At 60.9% G+C, this 19,821-nt stretch carries 19 protein-coding genes and 1 pseudogene; 11 read left to right on the top strand and 9 right to left on the bottom strand.

The window, feature by feature from the left end; all coding sequences use genetic code 11:
- Position 1 precedes the first annotated feature (1 nt).
- From AC1RLZ_RS18210 to AC1RLZ_RS18220, 3 genes are read right to left on the bottom strand one after another with little or no spacing between them, the layout of a single operon-like run.
- On the bottom strand, positions 2–745 hold the full coding sequence (locus tag AC1RLZ_RS18210) for an SDR family NAD(P)-dependent oxidoreductase (protein WP_371421038.1): 744 nt from the start codon (positions 743–745) through the stop codon (positions 2–4).
- A gap of 51 nt (positions 746–796) precedes the next feature.
- Complete coding sequence (locus tag AC1RLZ_RS18215) at positions 797–2,350, bottom strand: class I adenylate-forming enzyme family protein (protein WP_493189764.1); 1,554 nt, start codon at positions 2,348–2,350, stop codon at positions 797–799.
- Between the two features lie 57 nt (positions 2,351–2,407).
- Entirely contained in the window at positions 2,408–3,046 is a 639-nt protein-coding gene (locus AC1RLZ_RS18220) for a 2-hydroxychromene-2-carboxylate isomerase (RefSeq protein WP_493189765.1), read from the bottom strand.
- A gap of 181 nt (positions 3,047–3,227) precedes the next feature.
- Between AC1RLZ_RS18220 and AC1RLZ_RS18225 the strand changes: the two genes are divergently transcribed.
- Entirely contained in the window at positions 3,228–3,725 is a 498-nt protein-coding gene (locus AC1RLZ_RS18225) for a winged helix-turn-helix transcriptional regulator (RefSeq protein ID WP_371421041.1), read from the top strand.
- Between the two features lie 50 nt (positions 3,726–3,775).
- Here AC1RLZ_RS18225 and AC1RLZ_RS18230 read toward each other — a convergent pair whose 3' ends face one another.
- Both AC1RLZ_RS18230 and AC1RLZ_RS18235 read right to left on the bottom strand, forming a co-directional pair.
- Positions 3,776–4,981 carry an ABC transporter substrate-binding protein gene (locus AC1RLZ_RS18230; RefSeq protein ID WP_493189766.1) on the bottom strand — a complete coding sequence of 402 codons (1,206 nt, stop codon included), beginning with the start codon at positions 4,979–4,981 and terminating at the stop codon, positions 3,776–3,778.
- 404 nt (positions 4,982–5,385) lie between these two features.
- Positions 5,386–5,955, bottom strand: a complete 570-nt coding sequence (locus AC1RLZ_RS18235) for a TetR/AcrR family transcriptional regulator (protein ID WP_493189767.1) — start codon at positions 5,953–5,955, stop codon at positions 5,386–5,388.
- 110 nt (positions 5,956–6,065) lie between these two features.
- Between AC1RLZ_RS18235 and AC1RLZ_RS18240 the strand changes: the two genes are divergently transcribed.
- The 5 genes and pseudogenes from AC1RLZ_RS18240 to AC1RLZ_RS18260 all read left to right on the top strand — a co-directional run bounded on the left by AC1RLZ_RS18240 (position 6,066) and on the right by AC1RLZ_RS18260 (position 10,442).
- Complete coding sequence (locus AC1RLZ_RS18240; protein ID WP_493189768.1) at positions 6,066–6,752, top strand: glutathione S-transferase family protein; 687 nt, start codon at positions 6,066–6,068, stop codon at positions 6,750–6,752.
- Between the two features lie 85 nt (positions 6,753–6,837).
- Positions 6,838–7,806: pseudogene (locus tag AC1RLZ_RS18245) on the top strand (alpha/beta fold hydrolase).
- A 148-nt stretch (positions 7,807–7,954) separates the two neighbouring features.
- Complete coding sequence (locus tag AC1RLZ_RS18250) at positions 7,955–8,380, top strand: MarR family winged helix-turn-helix transcriptional regulator (RefSeq protein WP_493189769.1); 426 nt, start codon at positions 7,955–7,957, stop codon at positions 8,378–8,380.
- A 74-nt stretch (positions 8,381–8,454) separates the two neighbouring features.
- The gene (locus AC1RLZ_RS18255) at positions 8,455–9,348 is read left to right on the top strand and encodes an NmrA family NAD(P)-binding protein (protein WP_493189770.1); all 894 of its coding nucleotides are present in this window, start codon (positions 8,455–8,457) and stop codon (positions 9,346–9,348) included.
- Between the two features lie 158 nt (positions 9,349–9,506).
- Entirely contained in the window at positions 9,507–10,442 is a 936-nt protein-coding gene (locus tag AC1RLZ_RS18260) for an alpha/beta fold hydrolase (protein ID WP_493189771.1), read from the top strand.
- Between the two features lie 48 nt (positions 10,443–10,490).
- Here the strand turns inward: AC1RLZ_RS18260 and AC1RLZ_RS18265 are convergent, their stop codons facing one another.
- A complete protein-coding gene (locus AC1RLZ_RS18265; protein WP_493189772.1) occupies positions 10,491–11,366 on the bottom strand; it encodes a LysR family transcriptional regulator in 876 nt (291 codons plus the stop codon).
- 249 nt (positions 11,367–11,615) lie between these two features.
- Here AC1RLZ_RS18265 and AC1RLZ_RS18270 point away from each other — a divergent pair, with 249 nt between their 5' ends.
- Positions 11,616–12,830 carry an MFS transporter gene (locus AC1RLZ_RS18270; RefSeq protein ID WP_493189773.1) on the top strand — a complete coding sequence of 405 codons (1,215 nt, stop codon included), beginning with the start codon at positions 11,616–11,618 and terminating at the stop codon, positions 12,828–12,830.
- A complete protein-coding gene (locus tag AC1RLZ_RS18275; RefSeq protein WP_493189774.1) occupies positions 12,827–13,825 on the top strand; it encodes a quinone oxidoreductase family protein in 999 nt (332 codons plus the stop codon). The genes AC1RLZ_RS18270 and AC1RLZ_RS18275 overlap by 4 nt, the downstream gene beginning before the upstream one ends.
- Positions 13,826–13,949: 124 nt before the next feature.
- Here AC1RLZ_RS18275 and AC1RLZ_RS18280 read toward each other — a convergent pair whose 3' ends face one another.
- A complete protein-coding gene (locus AC1RLZ_RS18280; protein ID WP_493189775.1) occupies positions 13,950–14,609 on the bottom strand; it encodes a TetR/AcrR family transcriptional regulator in 660 nt (219 codons plus the stop codon).
- Between the two features lie 123 nt (positions 14,610–14,732).
- On the opposite strand from AC1RLZ_RS18280, the gene AC1RLZ_RS18285 reads away from it, so the two are divergent.
- Positions 14,733–16,013, top strand: coding sequence for an HlyD family secretion protein (locus AC1RLZ_RS18285; RefSeq protein WP_493189776.1), 1,281 nt, complete (start codon positions 14,733–14,735; stop codon positions 16,011–16,013).
- Positions 15,952–17,571, top strand: coding sequence for a DHA2 family efflux MFS transporter permease subunit (locus tag AC1RLZ_RS18290; RefSeq protein ID WP_493189777.1), 1,620 nt, complete (start codon positions 15,952–15,954; stop codon positions 17,569–17,571). Before AC1RLZ_RS18285 ends, AC1RLZ_RS18290 begins: the two co-directional genes overlap by 62 nt.
- A gap of 22 nt (positions 17,572–17,593) precedes the next feature.
- On the opposite strand, the gene AC1RLZ_RS18295 is transcribed toward AC1RLZ_RS18290, so the two are convergent.
- Complete coding sequence (locus AC1RLZ_RS18295) at positions 17,594–17,962, bottom strand: hypothetical protein (RefSeq protein WP_493189778.1); 369 nt, start codon at positions 17,960–17,962, stop codon at positions 17,594–17,596.
- 166 nt (positions 17,963–18,128) lie between these two features.
- Positions 18,129–18,782: a TetR/AcrR family transcriptional regulator gene (locus AC1RLZ_RS18300; protein ID WP_493189779.1), complete on the bottom strand. Its 654-nt coding sequence runs from the start codon at positions 18,780–18,782 to the stop codon at positions 18,129–18,131.
- A gap of 219 nt (positions 18,783–19,001) precedes the next feature.
- Between AC1RLZ_RS18300 and budC the strand changes: the two genes are divergently transcribed.
- Positions 19,002–19,790 carry a meso-2,3-butanediol dehydrogenase gene (budC, locus tag AC1RLZ_RS18305; RefSeq protein WP_493189780.1) on the top strand — a complete coding sequence of 263 codons (789 nt, stop codon included), beginning with the start codon at positions 19,002–19,004 and terminating at the stop codon, positions 19,788–19,790.
- Positions 19,791–19,821 lie beyond the last annotated feature (31 nt).

Consider the following 19,821-nt stretch of genomic DNA (forward strand, 5'->3'; position numbering starts at 1 on the left):
GCTACCACTTCTCGCCGAATGGACGAATCTCATGCTCGAAGGTCCACGCGTCGCGCGGTTGCTGGTAGAGGGACCAGTATGCCTCGGCGACCGCCGCCGGCCGCATGAGCCGGTTCGGATCGAGGTTTTCCATCGCCTTCGGCCCTTCGCGGCTGGTGATCAACTGCCGCACCCATTCCGTGTCCACGCTAGAGTCGATGATCAGGTGCGCGACATGAATGTTCTTTGGCCCGAGTTCCCGGGCCATCGATTGCGCGACGGCCCGGAGACCGAACTTGGCGCTCGCGAAGGCTGCGAAACCGTTGCCGCCGCGCAGGCTTGCCGTCGCTCCCGTGAAGAAGATGTTCCCCTTCCCGCGTGCCAGCATTGCCCGCGCCGCCTCGCGTCCAGCGAGGAAACCCGAATAGCACGCCATTTCCCAGACCTTGCGGAACACCCGCTCCGTGGTCTCGACGATCGGAAAATTGACGTTGGCGCCGATATTGAAAACGCACACTTCCAAGGGAGCATGGGCGTCGGCATCGGAGATGAATTTCACCATCTCGTCTTCCTTGCGCGCATCGAGAGCCCGTCCGAACACGGTTCCACCGGCGGCCTCGATCTCCTTGATCAGCGGCTCCAGCTTCTCACCCTGGCGCCGGCCTACGAATACCGTAAAGCCTTCGGCTGCGAATTTTTTGGCGATTTCACCGCCGATGAAGTCGCCTGCTCCGACGACGGCAACCGTTGCATTGCGTTTTTCCAACTAAGTTCTCCCGGAAGCGAGTTTGGCGCGACGACAGCCGCCGCGATCTGATTAGCTGCGCAGCGACTCCGCCAGCTTGTGTTTGAGGATCTTGCCGGTGGACGTGGCCGGCAGCGCCGGCAGCACGATGATCTCGGACGGGCGTTTGTAGGATGTCAGTTGAGGGCTGACATGTGCGATCAGGTCGTCGGCGGTCGTCTCGGTACCCTGAAGAAGCTGCACGAAGGCCACGACCTCCTCGTTGCCCTCGACGGGTCGGCCGACGACCGCGCATTGCACCACGGAGGGATGCGTGCTTAGCACCGCTTCGATCTCCGCCGGGTAGACATTGAAGCCGGACCGGATGATCATTTCTTTCGTGCGGCCTACGATATAAAGGCAATCGCCTTCGAAGCGTGCCAAGTCGCCCGTGTTGAACCATCCGTCCGGATCGATGGCCTTTGCCGTGAGATCAGGCGCGCGGTAGTAGCCGCGCATCACGTTGCGGCCACGGACATGAAGCTCACCGACCTCACCCGCGGGCTTCGCCACGCCATCCATTCCCAGGATCTTCGCTTCGATGCCAGGCAACAGTGGCCCCACAGCCTGGTCGTCGCGCGGGGCATCGATGCGTACCCCCGACAGTCCGGGCGAGCACTCGGTGATCCCGTAACCGTTCAGCAACGGAAGCCCAAGCTCCTGCTGCACTCGGGACTTGAGCTCGAGATCAAGCGGCGCCCCGGCAACAGCAATGAGGCGCAGCGAACCTGGATCGAGCCTCTCCAGACCGTTGACAGCTTTGTACTCCAACAGCCGCTGATAGGTGGCAGGAACGCCGTTGAGGATGGTGATGCCCTCTTCCGCGATCGCCTTCGCCAGCGCGGCCGGATCATATTTGGCGACCAGCCTGACAGTGGCGCCGGTCATCAACGTCATGACCAGCAACGATATCCCGACGATGTGCGAGATCGGCAGCACGATGTACTGCTTGTCCGCGGGTGTCATGCGACGAATTTCGGCCGTCGTCTTCGCGCTGACGAGAAGATTCTCATGCGTCAGCATCACGCCCTTCGGCGTGCCGGTCGTGCCCGACGTGTAGATCAGGACGGCGACCTGGTCCTTCGCGCGTTCCTCGACCGGTTCGGGAGACGTCTCCTCATTAAGTGCCGTGATCGCGATCTCGGAAAGAGGTCCAATTGCCTGGACCTGAGCCTCGTATCGCGCGGCATGGGTGGCCGCTTCCTTCGAAACGCCGACGGTAAGCAGCACGCGCCTGGCGCCGCTGTGATCCCTGATCTGATCCAGTTCGCGCGCGGACAGCCGCGGATTCACGACGATGGCCCAGACATCGAGACGGCTCGCCGCCAGAAGAAGGCCAGCGAGAGCAATGCTGTTTTCACTGACGATCATCAGGCGATCGCCCGGCCTCATGCCGATTTTCGTCAGATCCCGCGCGATGTCAGCAACCGCGTCGCGCAGGTGGCCGTAGGTCCAGGATCCCCCATCTTCGACCAGCGCGACCCGGGTCGGCGTTTCCGCTGCATGTCGATCGATGACGCTGTGGATGCGGCGAGGTAGCGAGGCAAGTATGCGGGTCGCGTCGTCCGGCTCAACCGTCTTCAACATTTTTGTCCTCCCTGGAAAGAGCCGCTTTGGCGCGGCTTCTATCGGTTATTGAATGACCTAGGCTCTTCTCGACCTGAGCGCGGACCTCTGCTCGACGATCGCTTCTTCGACGTCCCTGAGACTGTCCTTACCGAAGAAGATCTCGCTTCCGACAAAGAAGGTTGGCGACCCGAACGACCCGCGAGCAACCGCGTCATTCGTGTCCTTGATGAGCTTCTGCTTGACGTCGTCCTGTTGCGCCCGGGCGATCAACCTGTCGATGTCGATGCCGGAGGATTTGAAGGCCGCGGCAAAGACGTCGGGGTCGTCCATCTTCTTCGGCTCTTCCCACATGTGATGGTAGGCCGCGGTAAAATACGGCTCGAACACGCCTTCGAACCGGGCCGCGACCGCGCCGCGCATCAACATCAGCGTGTTGACCGGGAAAAAAGGGTTGCTCCTGAATTTCGTGATGCCGTGCCGCCGGATGAACCGCTCCGACTCCAGCTTCTGGTATTCAGGCTTGTTCTTGATACCGCGCAGGGATTCTGCGGGCGACATGTTGCCGGTGGCCTTGTAAATGCCGCCTAACAGGACGGGAACGTACTCGAATTTAATGCCGGTGCGACGCTCGATGCCAGGCAGCGCTGCCTCTGCAAGATAGGCATTCGGACTACCAAAATCGAAATGGAATTCTGGCTTCAATCGGTCGGTCACACACGCCTCCTCTTCGATCTTCGTGGGCGCGATCGAGCGTCCGCCCTTACATTCACGCTAGAGTTCTATTTTAGAACTGTCAATCGACAAAACCATTACCGGGGCACAAAGGTAATATCTCTATTGTTTTGAGGTACGTACCAAAATAGAATGTAGCAAATACGCTGTCCGGAGAGACTGAATGAAATGGGATGCACTTGAGGAGGAGCCGTGCTCGCTGGCACGCACTGTCGCAGTCATTGGCGACCGCTGGAGCCTGATGATTTTGCGCGAGTGCTTTCTGCGCAAGCGCAGGTTCGATGCTTTTCAGGCGTCGCTCGGAATCACGCGGCATCTGCTGGCCGACCGGCTCAAGAAGCTCGTTCGCTTCGGCGTTCTGCGACGCATTCCTTATATGGAAGCACCCAAGCGGTACGAATACATTCTGACGCAGAAGGGTCTCGACCTCTACCCGATCATCATGTCGATCGTCCATTGGGGCAACATCCATATGGTCGACTCGCGCGGCAGGCCGATGCTTCATGAGCACAAAACATGCGGCAAGTATTTCGACCCGCTTATGATTTGCTCGGAATGCGGTGAGCCGGTGCTCGCCAAGGAAGTCCACGTCCATCCAGGTCCCGGAGCTCGCGAGGCCGTTGCATCCAAAGGAAGAAAGACTAAAGCAAGCGCCGCTTGATTCCTTGGCCCATCCGCCCGCTGTTGGGACGGACCAAGGAAATGTCCCGGTCACTCCGAGCTTGCGTCCAGCACCTCGCCAAACGGCTCCCAGCTCGTCCCGCTCCAGCGCTGTAACTGTAGCTGTGTCCAGACCATGTTATTGGTTGGACTGGTGTTGATCCGGATGCCGGGTGCGGCCACCGGCAACGCCATGTCGTGGATGGCCTTTGCCTGTATCACGATGTTCTTCCGTGACAGATCGTCACCGCATTGCTTGAGGATCTGCTCCAATATCATGCCCTGCATGTAACCCGTCAGGTAACTGGTGTTGCTGTAATCCGAGCCGGGCAAATACTTTTCGAAAAAGACCTTGTAAGCCTTCACGCCTTCGTCGTTCTCCCATCGCACGTCTGAAGGGTCTTTGCTGATAGTGCCGACGACGACGCCTACGGATTTGTCCAGTCCCGCCGGACGCAGCGTGCCTCCGACCGAACTCGACGGAAAATTGATGACAACCGTCGCCTTCCAGCCGATCTCGGAAGCTTTTCGGATGGCCTGTGCGGCGAACTTCGGCGTGCCGGCGATGAAGAGCGCTTCGGCACCTGAGCTCTTGAGATTGACGACCTGCGAGTCTACCGTCGGCTCCGATACTTCGTAAGCAGCAGTTACGACGCGCTTGTCGAAATCCGCCTTCATGAACGAGCGGAAAGCGTTCACGTAGTCCTTACCCAAGTCGTCGTTCTGGTAAAGGATCGCGTATTTCGCCGTCGGTAGCGCCTTGTTCAAGAACTTCGCGTAGATCTTACCTTCGGTGTCGTAGCTGACCAGGCCGGTTGTGGCCAGCGGAAACTCCTTCCCATCGGTGAACTTGCTTGAACCGCTCACCACAGCAATGCTGGGTACGCCCTTTCCTTTGAGGTACTTGGCGACGGCAGTATTTCCCGCTGTCCCGAGCTGGCCGAAGATGAAGGACACTTCGTCGCTCTCGACGAGACGCCGGACATGCTCGACGGCTTTCGGCGGGCTGTAGGCATCATCCAGAGCAATGTAGTTGATCTTTCGGCCGTTGATGCCTCCGCGATCGTTGATGGATTGGACATAGGCGACCAAGCCTTTGCCCGTGAGCCCGATGGAGGAGGCTGGACCGCTAAACGGGTAGACCCCTCCGATTTTTATCTCTCCGGACGTGACGCCGGGAGCGTCTGCCGCGCGGGCCTCCACGCAGCCAAACAAGCAGGCAAGCGACATCGCTAACGCAGTCGATATTCGACGCATCGTAATCCTCCCCTGAAGCGCGCCGAGTGACAGGTACGGCGGCGTGCGATCATTCGATCGCGATTTTCGGCTGAACGCCGACGCCTGGATTAGTCAGTTCTTTTTTAGAACCTGTCAATGGCGATTTCGGACCCCCTCCTGCTCCACCTGCCTGGCGCGCGACATTTCAAAGGCGCCTTTGGGCCACGAGCAGTCATGCCAGGGGGTCACGGGCTGACACATAGTCCGGCGTCCGCTGACCAAACCAGAACCCGTTGCAACACGCTGCTCTGATTAGGCAGAGGCCGACCCGGGCGACTGGAAGCTTCAACTCCGATCGAGCTTCGGCGCCTGAACAGCGGTCAAGCTCGTCGATCGCCTCGATCCGGAAAGCGCGGCTATTTCCCTGCGACGCCTACAGGCAATTACGGGATGAGACCCGTCGCGCGATAGGTCCGGATCGTCCTGTCATAGATGGCGATGTCCCGGCAACCGCGCGCGACGAGCTGCGCCCCTTCAATGGCAGCAAAGATCGCCATCGCGTGTTCCCGCAGATCCTTCTTGCTCGCCGAAGGCCTTGCCCGCGAGAGCACCTTGCTAAGCCAGCCCACGTTCATCTCCGCGAATTTATCGATCTCGGTTCGGACACCCGCGGGAAGGTCGTCGAGTTCCGCGCTCATGATGCCGCACAGGCACATGCGATTGTTGTTGGCCAGTGCCGAGCGAAAGATCTCAGTATATCTGTCCATGCACCAAGTCGCATCGTCGGAGGTCGCCAGCTTCGCCAGATAGTCGGCCCCCTCCTCGGTATAGCGCCGAGCCAACGCGGCGCCGAGGTCGCCCTTCGTCGGGAAGTGGTAGTGCACGCTGGCGCTTTTAATCCCGACCTCTTTCGCAAGCTCGCGAAAGCTCAGCGCATTGTAGCCATGCGACTGCACCGTCGCTCTTGCGGCGGTCATGACCGCCTCGCGCACGTCCGTCTTGGTTTTTGCCATCTATCGGTCCCAGCCTATCACTCGATAGATAGTTGTTGACGTCGAAAAAAGGAAGGAATAAACGCTCGGGACGCTGTCTACCTATCGATAGATAGATTAAGGAGCCTATCATGAGAATCTTCGATCGCCCCGGCTTTCCCAATCCCGCCCGTATCCGCATCGTCCTGGCCGAGAAAGGCCTCGACCCGCAGGTCGAATTTGTTTCCGTCGACCTCATCGCTGCCGAACACAAGCAACCCGCCTTCCTCCAAAAGAACCCTTCGGGCGTTCTGCCGGTCCTCCAGCTCGAGGACGGCACCTACATCGCGGAGGCCACTGCCATCACCGAATATCTTGACAATCTCGACGGCGATCCGCGCCTCACCGGCAAGACACCGAAGGAAAAGGCCGTCATCCACATGATGCAGAAGCGGGCCGAATCCGAGCTGCTCGATGCGGTCGGCAACTACTTCCATCACGCGACACCGGGTCTGGGCGCTGAGCTGCAGGTGTTCAAGAGCCCGGAATGGGCTGGCCGCCGGGAATGGGGCAATCGCCAGCGCGATCGGGCGCAAGCCGGCATGAAGTACTTCGACACAGTGTTGCAGGACCATTCGTTCGTTGCCGGCGATGCATTCTCGATGGCCGACATCACCGTGTTTGCCGGGCTGATGTTTGCGGACGCCGCCGGCATTGCCATTCCGGAAGATCATTCCGCGCTGAAGGCTTGGCGCGCGAAGGTCTCCGCGTTGCCGAGTGTCAAGAACCGCAGCGGCCAGATGTTCGTCGCTGACGACCTGCGCAGGCTCGGCTTCTGATCCCACACGCGAAGGCAGTCCGAACGCGCCCACCCATTCGCCAATCACGCCAACCCAGGCGGTCTATTTCTCACGGAGCTTCTTCATGTCTACGATCACAACACCCAACAGCGCGTCCCGGCGCAACCTGCTGAAAGGGGCCGCCATCGCCGGTGTCGGACTGGCGGCTAGCGGTGCCGGCGCAAGCCCCGCGGCGGCAAAAGCAACTCCGTCAGCACGTGCAAGGCCGACGGCGGACCGCCTCATCACGAAAGACGGCACCAGCCTCTACTTCAAGGACTGGGGCACCGGGCCGGCCGTGGTGTTCAGCCATGGCTATCCGCTCTCATCCGACGCGTAGGAGGACCAGATGTTCTTCCTGCAGCAGAACGGCTATCGCGTCATCGCGCATGACCGTCGGGGGTTCGGCCGCTCGAGCCAGCCATCCGGCGGCTACGACTATGACACCTTCGCCGACGATCTGGCTCAACTGGTCGAGGCGCTCGATCTGCGCGAAGCCACCTTCGTCGGCCATTCGATGGGCGGCGGCGAGGTCGCACGCTATGTCGCGCGTCACGGCCAGAGCCGCGTCGCCAAGGTCGCCTTCGTCTCCTCGGTGACACCGTTCCTGCTCAAAACCGCGAGCAATCCGAACGGTGCTCCGAAGGAGCTATTCGATACGTTCCGCGCAGCCGTGCAGGCAAACCGGTCGCAGTGGAATCTCGATGTCACCATGCCTTACTACAGCTTCAACCGGCCGGGGGCACATGTCTCGGAAGGCCTGCGGGAGAGCTACTGGCGCCAAGGGCAGGCAACCGGCTTTCTTGCCGCCTACCATGCGCTCGGCGCCTTCTCGGAAACCGATTTCCGCGATGATCTCAAGAAGATCACCGTCCCCGCTCTGGTTGTCCACGGCAACGACGATCAGATCGTCCCGCTGGAGATCTCCGCGAAGGTGACTGCCAGGCTCGTTCCACATGCCAAGCTGATCGTTTACGATGGCGGCTCGCATGGATTGCTGCACCTCGACAAGGACCGCTTGAACGCCGACCTGCTGGCGTTTCTTCGCAGCTGACCCTGTCTCGTTGAAGACCCCGGGGGGCCGGCCGCAGCCGGCCCCGGCGTTTTTGGGGAGGCCCCGACGCGATGATTTCCTGATGGCTTCCCGCTGCAACCGAAGAAGTTCGGTTGACTCTGTGTAATTACACATTTAAAAGCACCCCATGTCGAAGCTCGCTGGTCCCCATCTTTGTTATGCCCTCGCCGCTCGCCAGAACGCGCGGCACTTGAGCCGTCTTTACGACAATCACCTGGCCCCCGCCGGTCTGTCCGTCTCGCAATTCTCCATTCTATCGCTGCTGGAAGCCTACGAGACACTCAAGATCAGCAACTTGGCGCAAATGCTGAGCATGGAGCGTACAACGCTGGTCCGTGCGCTGAAGCCGCTGCAGACGGCCGGATGGGTCGTGGCAGGTCGAGCCGATAGCGGTCGATCCTTCGATGTCGAACTCTCCCGCTCGGGCCTGAACAAGGTGGCAGAGGCCCTGCCCTACTGGAAAAAAGCCCAAGCCGCATTTGAGCGGGAGGTCGGGCGGGACCGCGCCGCCCGCATGCGCGATGAAATTCACGAGATGAATAAAAGCACGTAGTTCCCCTTTTTTTTCACTCAATGTGTGTAATTACACATAACATTCTCGGTTCAACCAACTCCACGGAGACAATGATGACCAACACATTCCTCGTCACCGGCGCTACCGGTGAGACCGGCCGCTACACCGTCCGGCGCCTGCTCGAGAAAGGCCATGCTGTCAGGGCGATGGTCCACAAGGAGGACAAGCGTGCGGAGACGCTTCGCAGCGAAGGCGCGGAGGTCGTGGTCGGCGACCTCTTCGAGCATGACGACGTTATCCGCGCCGCCGCCGGCACCACTGCCGCTTACTTCTGCTATCCCGTCCGTCCCGGCATCATCCAGACGACGGCGTACTTCGCCGATGCGGCCAAGCGCGCCGGGCTGAAGGCCGTGATCAACATGTCGCAGATCTCCGCGCGCGAAGACTCCAAGAGCCATGCGGCGCGCGATCACTGGATCGCCGAGCGGATTTTCGACTGGTCGGGCGTTCCCACCGTACACCTGCGACCGACCTTCTTCTCGCAATGGCTGCTCTACCCGTTTGCACGCAAGACGATCGTCGAGCAGAGCATCATCGATCTGCCCTACGGTACGGGCCGTCATGCGCCGATCGCGGCCGAGGACCAGGCCCGCCTGATCGCCGCCCTCCTGACGAAACCGGCCGCCCATATTGGCAAGACCTACACGCTCCATGGACCGACCGAGCTCGACCAGCCCGGCATCGCCGCGGCCATCAGCGAAGTGCTCGGCCGCAAGATCAGCTACCAGCCGCTGACCATCCCCGCCTATCGCGAGCGCCTCGAAAAATTCCGCCTGCCTGAGTTTCTGATCCAGCATTTCTGCGCGATCGCTGTCGACTATCAGAACGGCATCTTCTCGGGTGCAGACAAGATTATCGCCGACGTGACGGGCGTACCCCCGATGACGGTTCAGAACTTCGTCACGTCGCACCGGGCCGCCTTCGACAGTCTCGACGCGGCCACATGAAGCCGCTCCGGCGGGCTCAAACTCACCTCCCGTCCATTCCGGACCCGCTTGGCGCTCGACGGGCGCGGACTTCGTGCTGAGGCGAATAAGCCCTGGATTCAACAAACGGGCGGCACGAAGAACGATCCGCTTCGCAGATCACAACCGAGGCAATGACTATGACCACGTCCCAAGGAAAGTCGAGAATGCTATGGTCGGCCCTGGCGCTCTGGACCTGCATATCCAGCAACGCCTTCGCCGCGGACGTGAGCTACAAGTTCGTCAGTATCGACGGCATCAAAATATTCTATCGTGAAGCAGGTGACCCGCAGAAGCCAACGATCCTCCTGCTTCACGGATTTCCCTCATCCTCACACATGTTCCGGGATTTGATCCCCGAGCTTGACGACCGCTTTCACGTGGTTGCTCCGGATTATCCAGGGATGGGCAACAGCGAGGCACCGCCCGCCGCCAAGTTCACCGCCACGTTCGATTCTGTCGCCGAGATTATGGACAAGTTCGTTCAGGCCATCGGCGTGACAAACGCGATCCTTTATATGCAGGATTTTGGCGGTCCCATCGGAATGCGGTTGGCCGTCAAGCAGCCGGGCCGGGTGCGGGGCATCATCATCCAGAATATTCCGGTTTCACTGGATGGCTGGGAGCCTACGCGACTGAAGGCGGTTCAGGACAATGCAGGGCCGGAAACGCCGGCAAAGCGCGCTGCCGCGGAAAGCCGTGTCGTGCTCGCAACCGACCTGTTTCTCTATCGGCACGGCGCGCGCAACCCCGCTGGTCTCAACCCCGACGCCTGGACGAACGACGCATTTGCGCTAGCCAACCCTGAAAGCCGGAGAGTCATGACGGATCTGCAGATCGATATCCCGTCCAATCTCTCGCTCTATGCGCAATGGCAAGACTATCTTCGAGCCAACAAGCCCAAGACCCTTGTCGTCTGGGGCGATGGCGATCCGATTTTTGTCCCACGTGGGGCCGACGCATATAGGGGCTTTGTGCCCGAGGCGGAGATTCACCACTACCATACCGGCCACTTCGCGCTCGAGGAAGAACACAGCGACATCGCGCGACAGATCATCCGGTTCTTTGGAAAGTGATCGCCGGTAACGTCCCCCACGATTCACTTCCCTGCCCGTCTATGACAGCTATCCGGTCGCGCCAACGGGCCGCGATAGACCGGAGGCGATTTTTTCCGCGATGAAGGTCATAACCGTGCGGACCGCCGGGTTACGCTGCATGTCCGCGTGAACGACCAAATGGACGTCGCGCGACGGAGGCTTTCCTTCAACCGGGAGCGCTGCCACCCGCGTGTCCTCCTCGACCAAAAAACGAGGCAACGCCGCGATGCCGATGCCCGCGCTCGCCGCAGCAAGTTGGCTTGTCAGATCATTGCTCCTGAACACGATGCGACGCCCGTCCGCTATTGTTCGCAACCATTCCTGCTCCGGCACATGATCAAGAGATCCGTCGTAAGCGATGAACTGCCATTCCTCCGGAGGCTTCAGCGAATAAGCGGGGGCAGCGTAGAGACCGTACGCGACACGTCCGATCCGGCGCACGACGCTGCTCACTTCTGTCGGCGGCGAAAGCCGTACGGCGATATCAGCCTCCTGGCGACCAAGGGACGCCAAGGCCTGACTGCCTAGCAGGCACAGTTCCAGATCGGGGCGCTGCGCGCGAAGTTCGGCAAAGCGCGGCGCGAGGAAATAGCTCGCGAGTGCAGGCGGCGCGCTGACTGTGACCATGGCAGGCGATCCCGCCTGGCGCGCTCGCACCGCGCGCTCCAAGGCATGGGCGTGCGCCTGCATACCCTCGGCCATCCGCGCGACCTCCCGGCCAGCGTCGGTCAGCCGCCACCGCTTCGAGAAACGTTCCACCAACGTTTCACCGAGTGCTCTCTCAAGGCCGGTGATGTGACGAGCCACGGTCGCGTGATCGACCTTGAGCAGACGTGCGGCGCGCGAAAGGGTACCGGCCTCCGCCAACGCAATGAGGTGTCTCATATCGTCCCAGTCAAACATCGGCGCAGACTCTCACAAGCGATGTGAACTATTTCACCCTTCCCCTTGAGCGGTGTCCAGACATTATATGTTGATCGTCATCTTGAGGATCGGGATGCGCTAGCAGCGGCCAGTCGTGACAGTTCGACGATCTGCTAGCGCGCCTTGCTTCTCACCATAGCATTCCCGCGACAGACGACCCGGGCCGTCTTCGCCTCATTGATCGCGCCCCCGATCGCTGTCGCCAATTCCGCGCGTGAAGGAAGCCCCTTGTACAAGATCCTGCTGCTCAGTCTCGGCACCTTCGCTCTTGGTATCGACGCCTACATCATGGCCGGACTACTACCTGGCATTGCTGGGGGTTTCGACGTAACGATCTCCGGAGCCGGTCAAACGGTCAGCGTCTTTACGGTGTGCTATGCGGTGTCTGCTCCGCTCTTCGGCGCCCTGACCGCCGGCAAGCCCACCCGTCTCGTGCTGGCTGCGGCCCTGACGATTTTCACACTGGCAAACGCGCTGAGCGCGGTGACGACCAGCTTCCCGCTCCTGCTGGTGTCGCGTGCTATCGCCGGGATTGGGGCGGGCCTTTATACGCCCACGGCCCTTAGCACCGCCGCGAGCTTTGTATCTCGCGGCCAGCGCGGGCGCGCGCTCGGAGCTATCGTCGGCGGTCTCGCGATGGGGACCGCAGTCGGAGTCCCTTGCGGCCTCCTTCTCGCCCAAGACATGGGATGGCGCGCCACGATGTGGCTGGTGACGGCGCTTGGCGGGTTGGCACTCGCAGGAATCCTCCTGCGACTGCCCACGGCGGCGGCGGCCACACCGCCATCGCTGCGCCAACGCATTTCGGTTCTGATCGATCCGCGAGTTGCCGCCACGATCGCCGTTTCGTTCGTAACGTCGGCGGGGTCGATCGGCCTCTACACCTATGTCGCGCCCCTTCTGCACGCTTCTGCAGGCGTCCAGGATGCGCTGCCGTATCTTTGGGCCTGGAGCCTTGGCGGGCTTGTCGGTATCTATCTATCCGGGGTGATCATCGACGCCACCGGCCGTCCCGAATGGGTGATGTCCGGCATCCTCGTCGGAATGACAGCTGTGTTCGTCACACTCACTTGGGCGCTCCCAAATGCGGCTCCCGCGCTGCTGTGGTGCGCCGTCTGGGGTGCGGGGGCCTGGTCGACACAAACCCCGCAGCAGCATCGCCTGCTATCGCTGCATCCCGACAAGGGGAGCATCGTCGTCGCCCTGCAGAGTTCGGCACATTATTCCGGTAGCGCCGCCGGTGCGGCGGTTGGCGGCCTAGCACTTGGCGCCGGCGTCTCCCTGACGCAATTGCCCACCCTGGCCGGCCTCACGCTGGCAGTAGCGCTGATCGGCCAATTCGTCATCGCCGTGTGCAGCAGATCGAGCGATCGCGGCCGAGCCGATTGTCCTCAACCACACCCTGCATCAGTCCGCGAGGCTGTCGAAGGAGAGCCATTATGAAAGCCATTCAATACCGAACCTTCGGCGGCCCCGAGGTGCTCGAATATGTCGAGCTCTCCGAGCCCGAACTCGGCCCAGGCGATGTTCTGATCGAGACGTCTGCTATCGGCGTCAACTTCCCCGACATTCGCGAACGCCTCGGCGTCTACAATCAGGCTGAAACGCGCGTTGGAGGCGTCACCCTGCCCCAGGTCGGCGGACTGCAGGTCGTGGGGCACGTACTGAAGTCGGGACCGGGTGCCGATCCAACCCTGATAGGTCGCAAGGTAATGGCGCTCATGCCGAAGGGCGCATACGCCCAGCAGGCCGTTGCCCGCGCCGAGATGGTCGTCGCGCTCGATGAGGCGGCCGACGACGTCGCGATGGCGAGTCTGCCCTGCCAGGGCGTCACGGCCTTTCTTGCTCTCCAGGCCTGCACGACGCTGCGCGAAGGTGAAAGCGTCCTCGTTCAAGGCGCCGCTGGCGGGGTCGGCAGCCTGGCAATCCAGATTGCCAGAGCACTTGGTGCAGGCACTGTCATCGGCACCGCCAGCAGTGAAGCCCGCCGCGCCTTCGTGCGCAACATCGGTGCCGATCATGCAATTGCCTACGACACGCCGGATTGGCCGCAAACGGTGCTGGACCTCACGGATGGGCGCGGCGCCGATATTATTCTCGAGACAATCGGCGGTGACGTCTTCGACCAGAACTTCGAATGTCTCGCGATGCTCGGCCGCTGCATCGTCATAGGGTCGACGCGCGGGCCGGGTCAGCCGCTGGCACCGCGCCGGCTGATGGCGAAGGCGCAGTCACTCGCAGGCGTCTACCTGCCGAGCTTTTTCAAGCGGCCGGATCTGATTCAACGCGCGCTCCGCTTTCTCGCCGATGGTGTCGCCAACGGGTCCATCAAGGCCAATGTCGGCGCGGTCGTGCCGCTCAGCCGTACGGCCGAGGCGCACGGGTTGCTGGAGCGGCGCGAGGTGCAAGGCGTCGTAGTGCTTGACCCACACGCCTGATTGGCCCCGCTTATTGTCCGGGACCGAAGATCGATTTTGACCGACCGCAGCAGCCGTTGTGACAGGCGTTCGCGAAGACTTTTTTTGTCGGGGAAGGTCGAAGTCCTGGAATTTTTGATCGTGCTTACGTCTTCCGTACCTCGCACCCCCTCAGAAAGAGAGCGGCACAGGTACGGACGCGGGCCTCGATCTCCCGGCGCGTCGGAAGCGGCGCGCCACCAAAAATAGCGGCCCGTTGCGGCGCTGACGCAATCATCCCTATGAGAATCCCGGCAGCTTCATCGACGTCATCCAGCGCGATGGCACCGCAGTCACGTTGTACCCGTAGCCAGCCTGCCAGGGAATTGACCATGCGCTGCATTCCGTTGCGATAGAACGTACCCGCGATATCGCTGAATTTGCCCGCTTCCTGCAGCACCATGCGTTGCAGAGCTACCACCTCTTTGTCTAGAGCCAACTCTGCGCAAACCGTCAGCGCATGACGAAGGGCGTGCTCGAGGCCCGCATGCGCGCCCGTCGGCAGGCTGACGCTAGTCAGGACGCGATCAAGGCGCTCGGACACCATGCCCTCGAACAGAGCGGCCTTGCTGGGAATCAACCGGTACAGAGTTTTGGTGGAGACGCCCGCGTGGCGAGCGACGGCCTCCATGCTGGTGGCAGCAAACCCGCTACGCGCAAATTCGTGTCGCGCGCTCTCATAGATGACCTTGCGCGTCTCGTCGTCCGGCCGCTGTTGCGGCCGCCCCCGGTCGCGCCGGTCAGAGGGAGTTCTGGTGCGAGCCATGCTTTTAAATGATGCCTGTCATTCCATTGACACCAGAAAGATAAATCCTAGTTTGGAAAATATCAAGTTTCCTAAATATCCGGCTCAAGCGTCGGACGGACAGAAGCTCCAGGAACAACCGCCATGAACAGTCATTCGCCATCTTTCCCCACAATCGACGGCCCAATCTCTGGCGACGCGGCCCGCAGCCTGCAGCCCGTCTCCGAAAAAATGGCAGATGATGCCACTACCGCGCCGGGTGCTGCCAGACTCAACCTTCGCCGATTGCTAATGACAGGCGCTGCGTTGGCTGTGGTAGCCGGAGCGGCGTGGTATGGCTGGAACTACTGGACCGTCGGCCAGTATCTGGTCTCAACCGACGACGCCTACGTCAAGGCGGACAACACCACTGTCGCCCCCAAGGTCTCAGGCTATCTGCATCAGGTATTGGTTGGCGACAACGAGCGCGTGAAGGCTGGCCAGATCGTGGCGCGGATCGACGACCGCGACTTCAAGATCGCACTCGACCAAGCAGATGCTGATGTCGCCGCGGCGGAAGCGGCAATCGCCAGCAAGCGGGCACAGCTTGAAGTGCAGCAGGCCGTCATCAACGCCGCCATCGCGACCCTTGACGTCGATCGTGCGGCGTTGACCTTCGCCGCGCAAGATAGCAAGCGATACACCGACCTCGCCGCCACCGGTTCGGGGAGCGTGCAGAACGCGCAGCAGGCGCAGTCACGCATCGCCAGCGCGCAAGCCGTGCTGGAACGAGATGCGGCCAATCTGGTATCCGCGCAGAAGCAGGTCGACCTGCTCAATGCCGGGATCGTCCAGGCCACCGCGAGCCGGGCGCGCGCTATTGCGCTTCAAGGCCAGGCCCGGCTTAATCTTGGCTACACCGCTATCGTAGCTCCCGTGGACGGCGTCGTCGGCAACCGCTCGCTGCGCACCGGCCAATATGTGCAAGCCGGGACACAGCTGATGTCGGTGGTGCCGCTCGACGGCGCCTACGTCATTGCGAACTTCAAGGAAACCCAGCTGACCGATGTGCGCAAGGGCCAGCCTGTCGATATTGAGGTCGACATGTTTCCGGGCCATGTCGTGCACGGTCATGTTGACAGCATTGCACCTGCGAGCGGCCAGGAATTCGCGTTGCTACCACCCGACAATGCCACCGGAAATTTCACCAAGGTGGTGCAGCGAATTCCGGTGAAGATTGCGCTGGATCGCGGCAACAGCGCGCCGATCGAGTTGCGACCAGGCATGTCGGTGATCCCGACCATTGAGACGCGAGGCTCCGCACGGGACGGTCAAACCGTGGCGGCGACCAAAACGTCATCCAAAATCTCTGGAGCCTCGTGTCATGTCAAATCCAATCCCCTCAGCCTCGATCTCCGCTTTGCCGACTTCGCGCGGCAGATTTGAGCCTGCGGCCGATCCTGACCGCGCCAGTCTGACGATCTGGGTCGCGGTATTGGCCTCTATGATCGGCTCGTTCATGGCGATCTTGAACATTCAGATCACCAACGCCTCGTTGCTCAATATCGAAGGAGGTATCGGCACTGGCGTCGATAACGGGTCGTGGATCTCGACTTCCTATTTGATCGGCGAGATCGTTGTCATCCCGCTCACCGACTATCTCAGCCGTGTGTTCTCGTTCCGGCGCTACATGCTGGCCAGCGCGACATCGTTCGCGCTCTTTTCAGTTGCCTGCGCTTTCACCCACGACCTGCCATCGATGATCGCCATGCGCGGCCTGCAGGGTTTTGCCGGTGGCGTTCTGATCCCGATGGCATTTACTCTGGTGCTTACGAAACTGCCAAAAGCGCAGCAGCCGATCGGATTGGCGATCTTTGCCTTGTCGGTAACGTTCGCTCCGGCGATTGGGCCAACCATCGGGGGCTATCTGACGGAGAATTACGGCTGGCAGACGATCTTCTTCGTCAACGTGCTGCCGACTATCGTGATGGTGACCGCGCTCGCGCTGACCTTGGAACACAAGCCGATGCAGCTCGGCCTCCTCAAGGAGGGGGACTGGGCGGGAATCTTCACCATGGCCGTAGGCCTTTCGGCACTGCAGACAGTGCTCGAGGAAGGCAACAAGGATGACTGGTTCGCATCGTCGTTCATTCTGCGCCTCGCCGCCATAGCGCTTGTCAGCCTGGCAGCGTTCGTATGGATCGAGCTGACCGTCGAAAAACCGCTGATCCGGCTGCGGCTGTTGACGGGCCGAAACTTCGGTTTCGGCACCATCGCCATGACGCTGCTGGGGTTCGCGCTGTTTGGCTCGGTTTACATCCTGCCGGCCTATCTTGGGCAGGCGCAGGGCTATAATGCCGAACAGATCGGTGCGGTATTGGCCTGGACGGGGTTGCCGCAGCTCGTCCTGATCCCGCTCGTGCCGCGATTGATGAAGCGATTTGACACCCGTTACATCGCCGTCGTTGGGCTTTCCATCTTTGCCTATAGCTGCTTCATGAATACAGCCATGTCGCCCGACTATGCCGGTGACCAACTCTGGATTCCGAATATTGTGCGCGCTATCGGCCAGGCTATGGTGCTCACACCGCTCACCTCGGTGACCACCGGAGACATCGCGCCACAGGACGTGGCCGCGGCATCGGGCATCAGCAACATGCTGCGCAATCTCGGCGGCGCCATCGGCACAGCGACCCTGGCCACGGTGATTACCAAGCGCGAACAGTTTCACTCCAACATCATCGGCCAATCGGTGACGCTCGGCCGAGAGGAAATCCGTAACCGGATCGCGCAGATGACCGACTACTTCATGGCACATGGCGTACCGGACACTGCGGCGGCACGTGAGCAATCCATCATTGCGCTAGGCAAGGCCGTCAAGCACCAGGCGCTTGTGATGGCTTTCAGCGACACCTTTGCTGTAATTAGCGCGGTGCTCGTGCTCGCTGCTGCGGCGGTTTTATTGACACGCAAAGTGAAAGGCAGCGGCGCCGGAGCTCATTGAATAAAAACGAATCTTGCTAACTTTAGCGCTGGCTCCTACGAGGCGAGACAATCTCTGTACGCACTAAGGTGGCGAGGAGTTCGCAGCCGAGCGCACCGTTGTGGGCGTCGATTGCTGGTTCAACAGCCTCTATGTCCGAGTGGTACCAACTCACGCCATCGAGCTCACGGCTATATACTTGGATCGCGATGTCGCTGGCGTTCTCGCCTCCGCGTCCGACACGACAGCAAGCCAGCAACAGAAACAGGATCTCGCCGCTTTCATTCACCTCTGCGGTCCAAAACCCGCCCGGGCCTTCAGGCGCCGTGGCTTCCAGATGATGGCGGGAGAGCGCTGTGGCGATGATCTCGTTGCGACATATCTCGCCAGGGTCTACGCCATGAAGCGGCAATTTGTCCGCCTCGCTGCGAACGATCAGAATTGGTCAAAGAACCGAGCTTTTAATGGCGAACTACGGTGTGTTCAGTTCACGACTGGAGCCAGCGATAGACACCGCCGCCGCCGGTATACCGGCGTGAGTGTCCGTCATCACATAAAGATGGAGCGCGTCTTATGGCCTACATGGACTTATCGACGAGGATGGCCTGATAGCCCAACAGCTTTTCCTTGATCCGAACTGACGACTCTGGGACTGCGATCCCAAGTAAGGCGAGCGATAGGTTATAGCCTAACTCAGCTTCAACCTGCTTCTTCGATAGATCACGGGCTATCCAACCTCTAATAGCCTGCAGCGCGATGCGACGGAGACTCATTGCAAGGGGGTCCTCGGCAACGAATCCTTGAAGATGCCCGTGCTGAACCAGCGCGCGCGTCAGTCGCCGCCAGAATTCTTCGCGCAGTGGCGTCGCAAAGGCCTGCTTCGTCCCGCCCTTTTGATCGAGAAGCTCTCGATACAGGGTCTTATAAAAGACGGGCTCCGAGAACCAGAACTCCGCACACAGCCTTACGACTTCAAATATCTCAGTGAGGGGATCAGCGGTTTGGCCTGACTGCACGGCGTGTTCGAAATCGACCATATCCGCATCGAGCACAGCCAGCAGAACCGCCTGCTTGGAGCCGAAGATGTTATAGGGCGTCACGTGTCCGACCTCGGCCTTCGCGGCCAAGGCCCGCATCGAGAATTCAATCGACTCGGTCTCCGACAGGAGGTCGCGCGCCGCGGCGACAATCCTTAGGCGCAACTCCTCGCGCGTCTGCTCCCGTGGTCCCAACTTGCCCGACTTCCTGCTCGATGTTGCGGCCGCACTCTAAAGCATCCGCGAAGATTCAAGGAAAGCTGTCGCCGCGGCGATCCAGCCGAACCATCCGAACCATCCGCTTGACGCTGACGAAATCTGATTGATATAACGCGTTATATCAAAATGGCGAACAACGCCAATCTGCGCGCTCCCGCTGGGAAGACGCGAAGAAACTCATGAGGAAACGTCGCCATGCGCTTTAGCGGCAAGGTTGCTGTGGTTACGGCCGCAGCATCGGGAATTGGCGCCGCCACAGCGGCGCGCCTCGCGCGCGAAGGCGCGTATGTCTATCTTTCGGACATCGATCGGGAAGCCCTTGCCCGCCAGGCCGGGGCCCTGCAGGACATCGACGGTCAGATTTCCACCGTCGCCGCGGACGTCACCAACCCGGACGAAGTGTCAGCCCTCATCGAGACCGCCGTGCGCGAACGCGGCAGGCTCGACATCCTGATCAACAATGCAGGCATGGGGTCATTCGGCCGTGTGACCGAAGTGACGCCCGAGAACTGGCACCGCGTTTTCCAGATTTGCGTGGATTCGGTGTTCTATGCGAGCCGCAGCGCCATCCCGCACCTGATCGGGACGCGCGGCAACATCGTCAACACCGCGTCGATCTCCGGCCTGTTCGGCGACTATGGTTTTGCCGCCTACAACGCCGCCAAAGGCGCCGTCATCAACCTCACGCGCAACATGGCGCTCGACTACAGCCGGGACAATATCCGCGTCAACGCGGTCTGTCCGGGGCTGGTTGCCACGCCGCTATCCCTCAAGCTGCGCGGCAACGAAGCGGTGATGGCAGAGTATGATCGCCTCATCCCGCTCGGCCGCGCCGGGGAGCCGGAAGAAATCGCCAGTGCCATCGCATTCCTGGCGTCGGACGACGCATCCTACGTGACCGGCGTGAATTTCGCCGTCGACGGCGGCATAACCGCGGCCACAGGCCAACCGAACTTTCTCGGGCATCTCACGCCCCGTCCCTAACCAGCCGCCGCCGACCAACACAAACCAAGAA

The organism is Tardiphaga sp. GW822-FHT04G09 (genome assembly GCF_058800725.1).

Coding starts and splice junctions, on each gene's coding strand:
- AC1RLZ_RS18230 (WP_493189766.1), bottom strand. CDS start 4,981: ATGCGTCGAATATCGACTGCGTTAGCGATGTCGCTTGCCTGCTTGTTT.
- AC1RLZ_RS18260 (WP_493189771.1), top strand. CDS start 9,507: ATGACCACGTCCCAAGGAAAGTCGAGAATGCTATGGTCGGCCCTGGCG.
- AC1RLZ_RS18275 (WP_493189774.1), top strand. CDS start 12,827: ATGAAAGCCATTCAATACCGAACCTTCGGCGGCCCCGAGGTGCTCGAA.
- AC1RLZ_RS18240 (WP_493189768.1), top strand. CDS start 6,066: ATGAGAATCTTCGATCGCCCCGGCTTTCCCAATCCCGCCCGTATCCGC.
- AC1RLZ_RS18265 (WP_493189772.1), bottom strand. CDS start 11,366: ATGTTTGACTGGGACGATATGAGACACCTCATTGCGTTGGCGGAGGCC.
- AC1RLZ_RS18285 (WP_493189776.1), top strand. CDS start 14,733: ATGAACAGTCATTCGCCATCTTTCCCCACAATCGACGGCCCAATCTCT.
- AC1RLZ_RS18280 (WP_493189775.1), bottom strand. CDS start 14,609: ATGGCTCGCACCAGAACTCCCTCTGACCGGCGCGACCGGGGGCGGCCG.
- AC1RLZ_RS18255 (WP_493189770.1), top strand. CDS start 8,455: ATGACCAACACATTCCTCGTCACCGGCGCTACCGGTGAGACCGGCCGC.
- budC (WP_493189780.1), top strand. CDS start 19,002: ATGCGCTTTAGCGGCAAGGTTGCTGTGGTTACGGCCGCAGCATCGGGA.
- AC1RLZ_RS18235 (WP_493189767.1), bottom strand. CDS start 5,955: ATGGCAAAAACCAAGACGGACGTGCGCGAGGCGGTCATGACCGCCGCA.
- AC1RLZ_RS18225 (WP_371421041.1), top strand. CDS start 3,228: ATGAAATGGGATGCACTTGAGGAGGAGCCGTGCTCGCTGGCACGCACT.
- AC1RLZ_RS18290 (WP_493189777.1), top strand. CDS start 15,952: ATGTCAAATCCAATCCCCTCAGCCTCGATCTCCGCTTTGCCGACTTCG.
- AC1RLZ_RS18215 (WP_493189764.1), bottom strand. CDS start 2,350: ATGTTGAAGACGGTTGAGCCGGACGACGCGACCCGCATACTTGCCTCG.
- AC1RLZ_RS18250 (WP_493189769.1), top strand. CDS start 7,955: ATGTCGAAGCTCGCTGGTCCCCATCTTTGTTATGCCCTCGCCGCTCGC.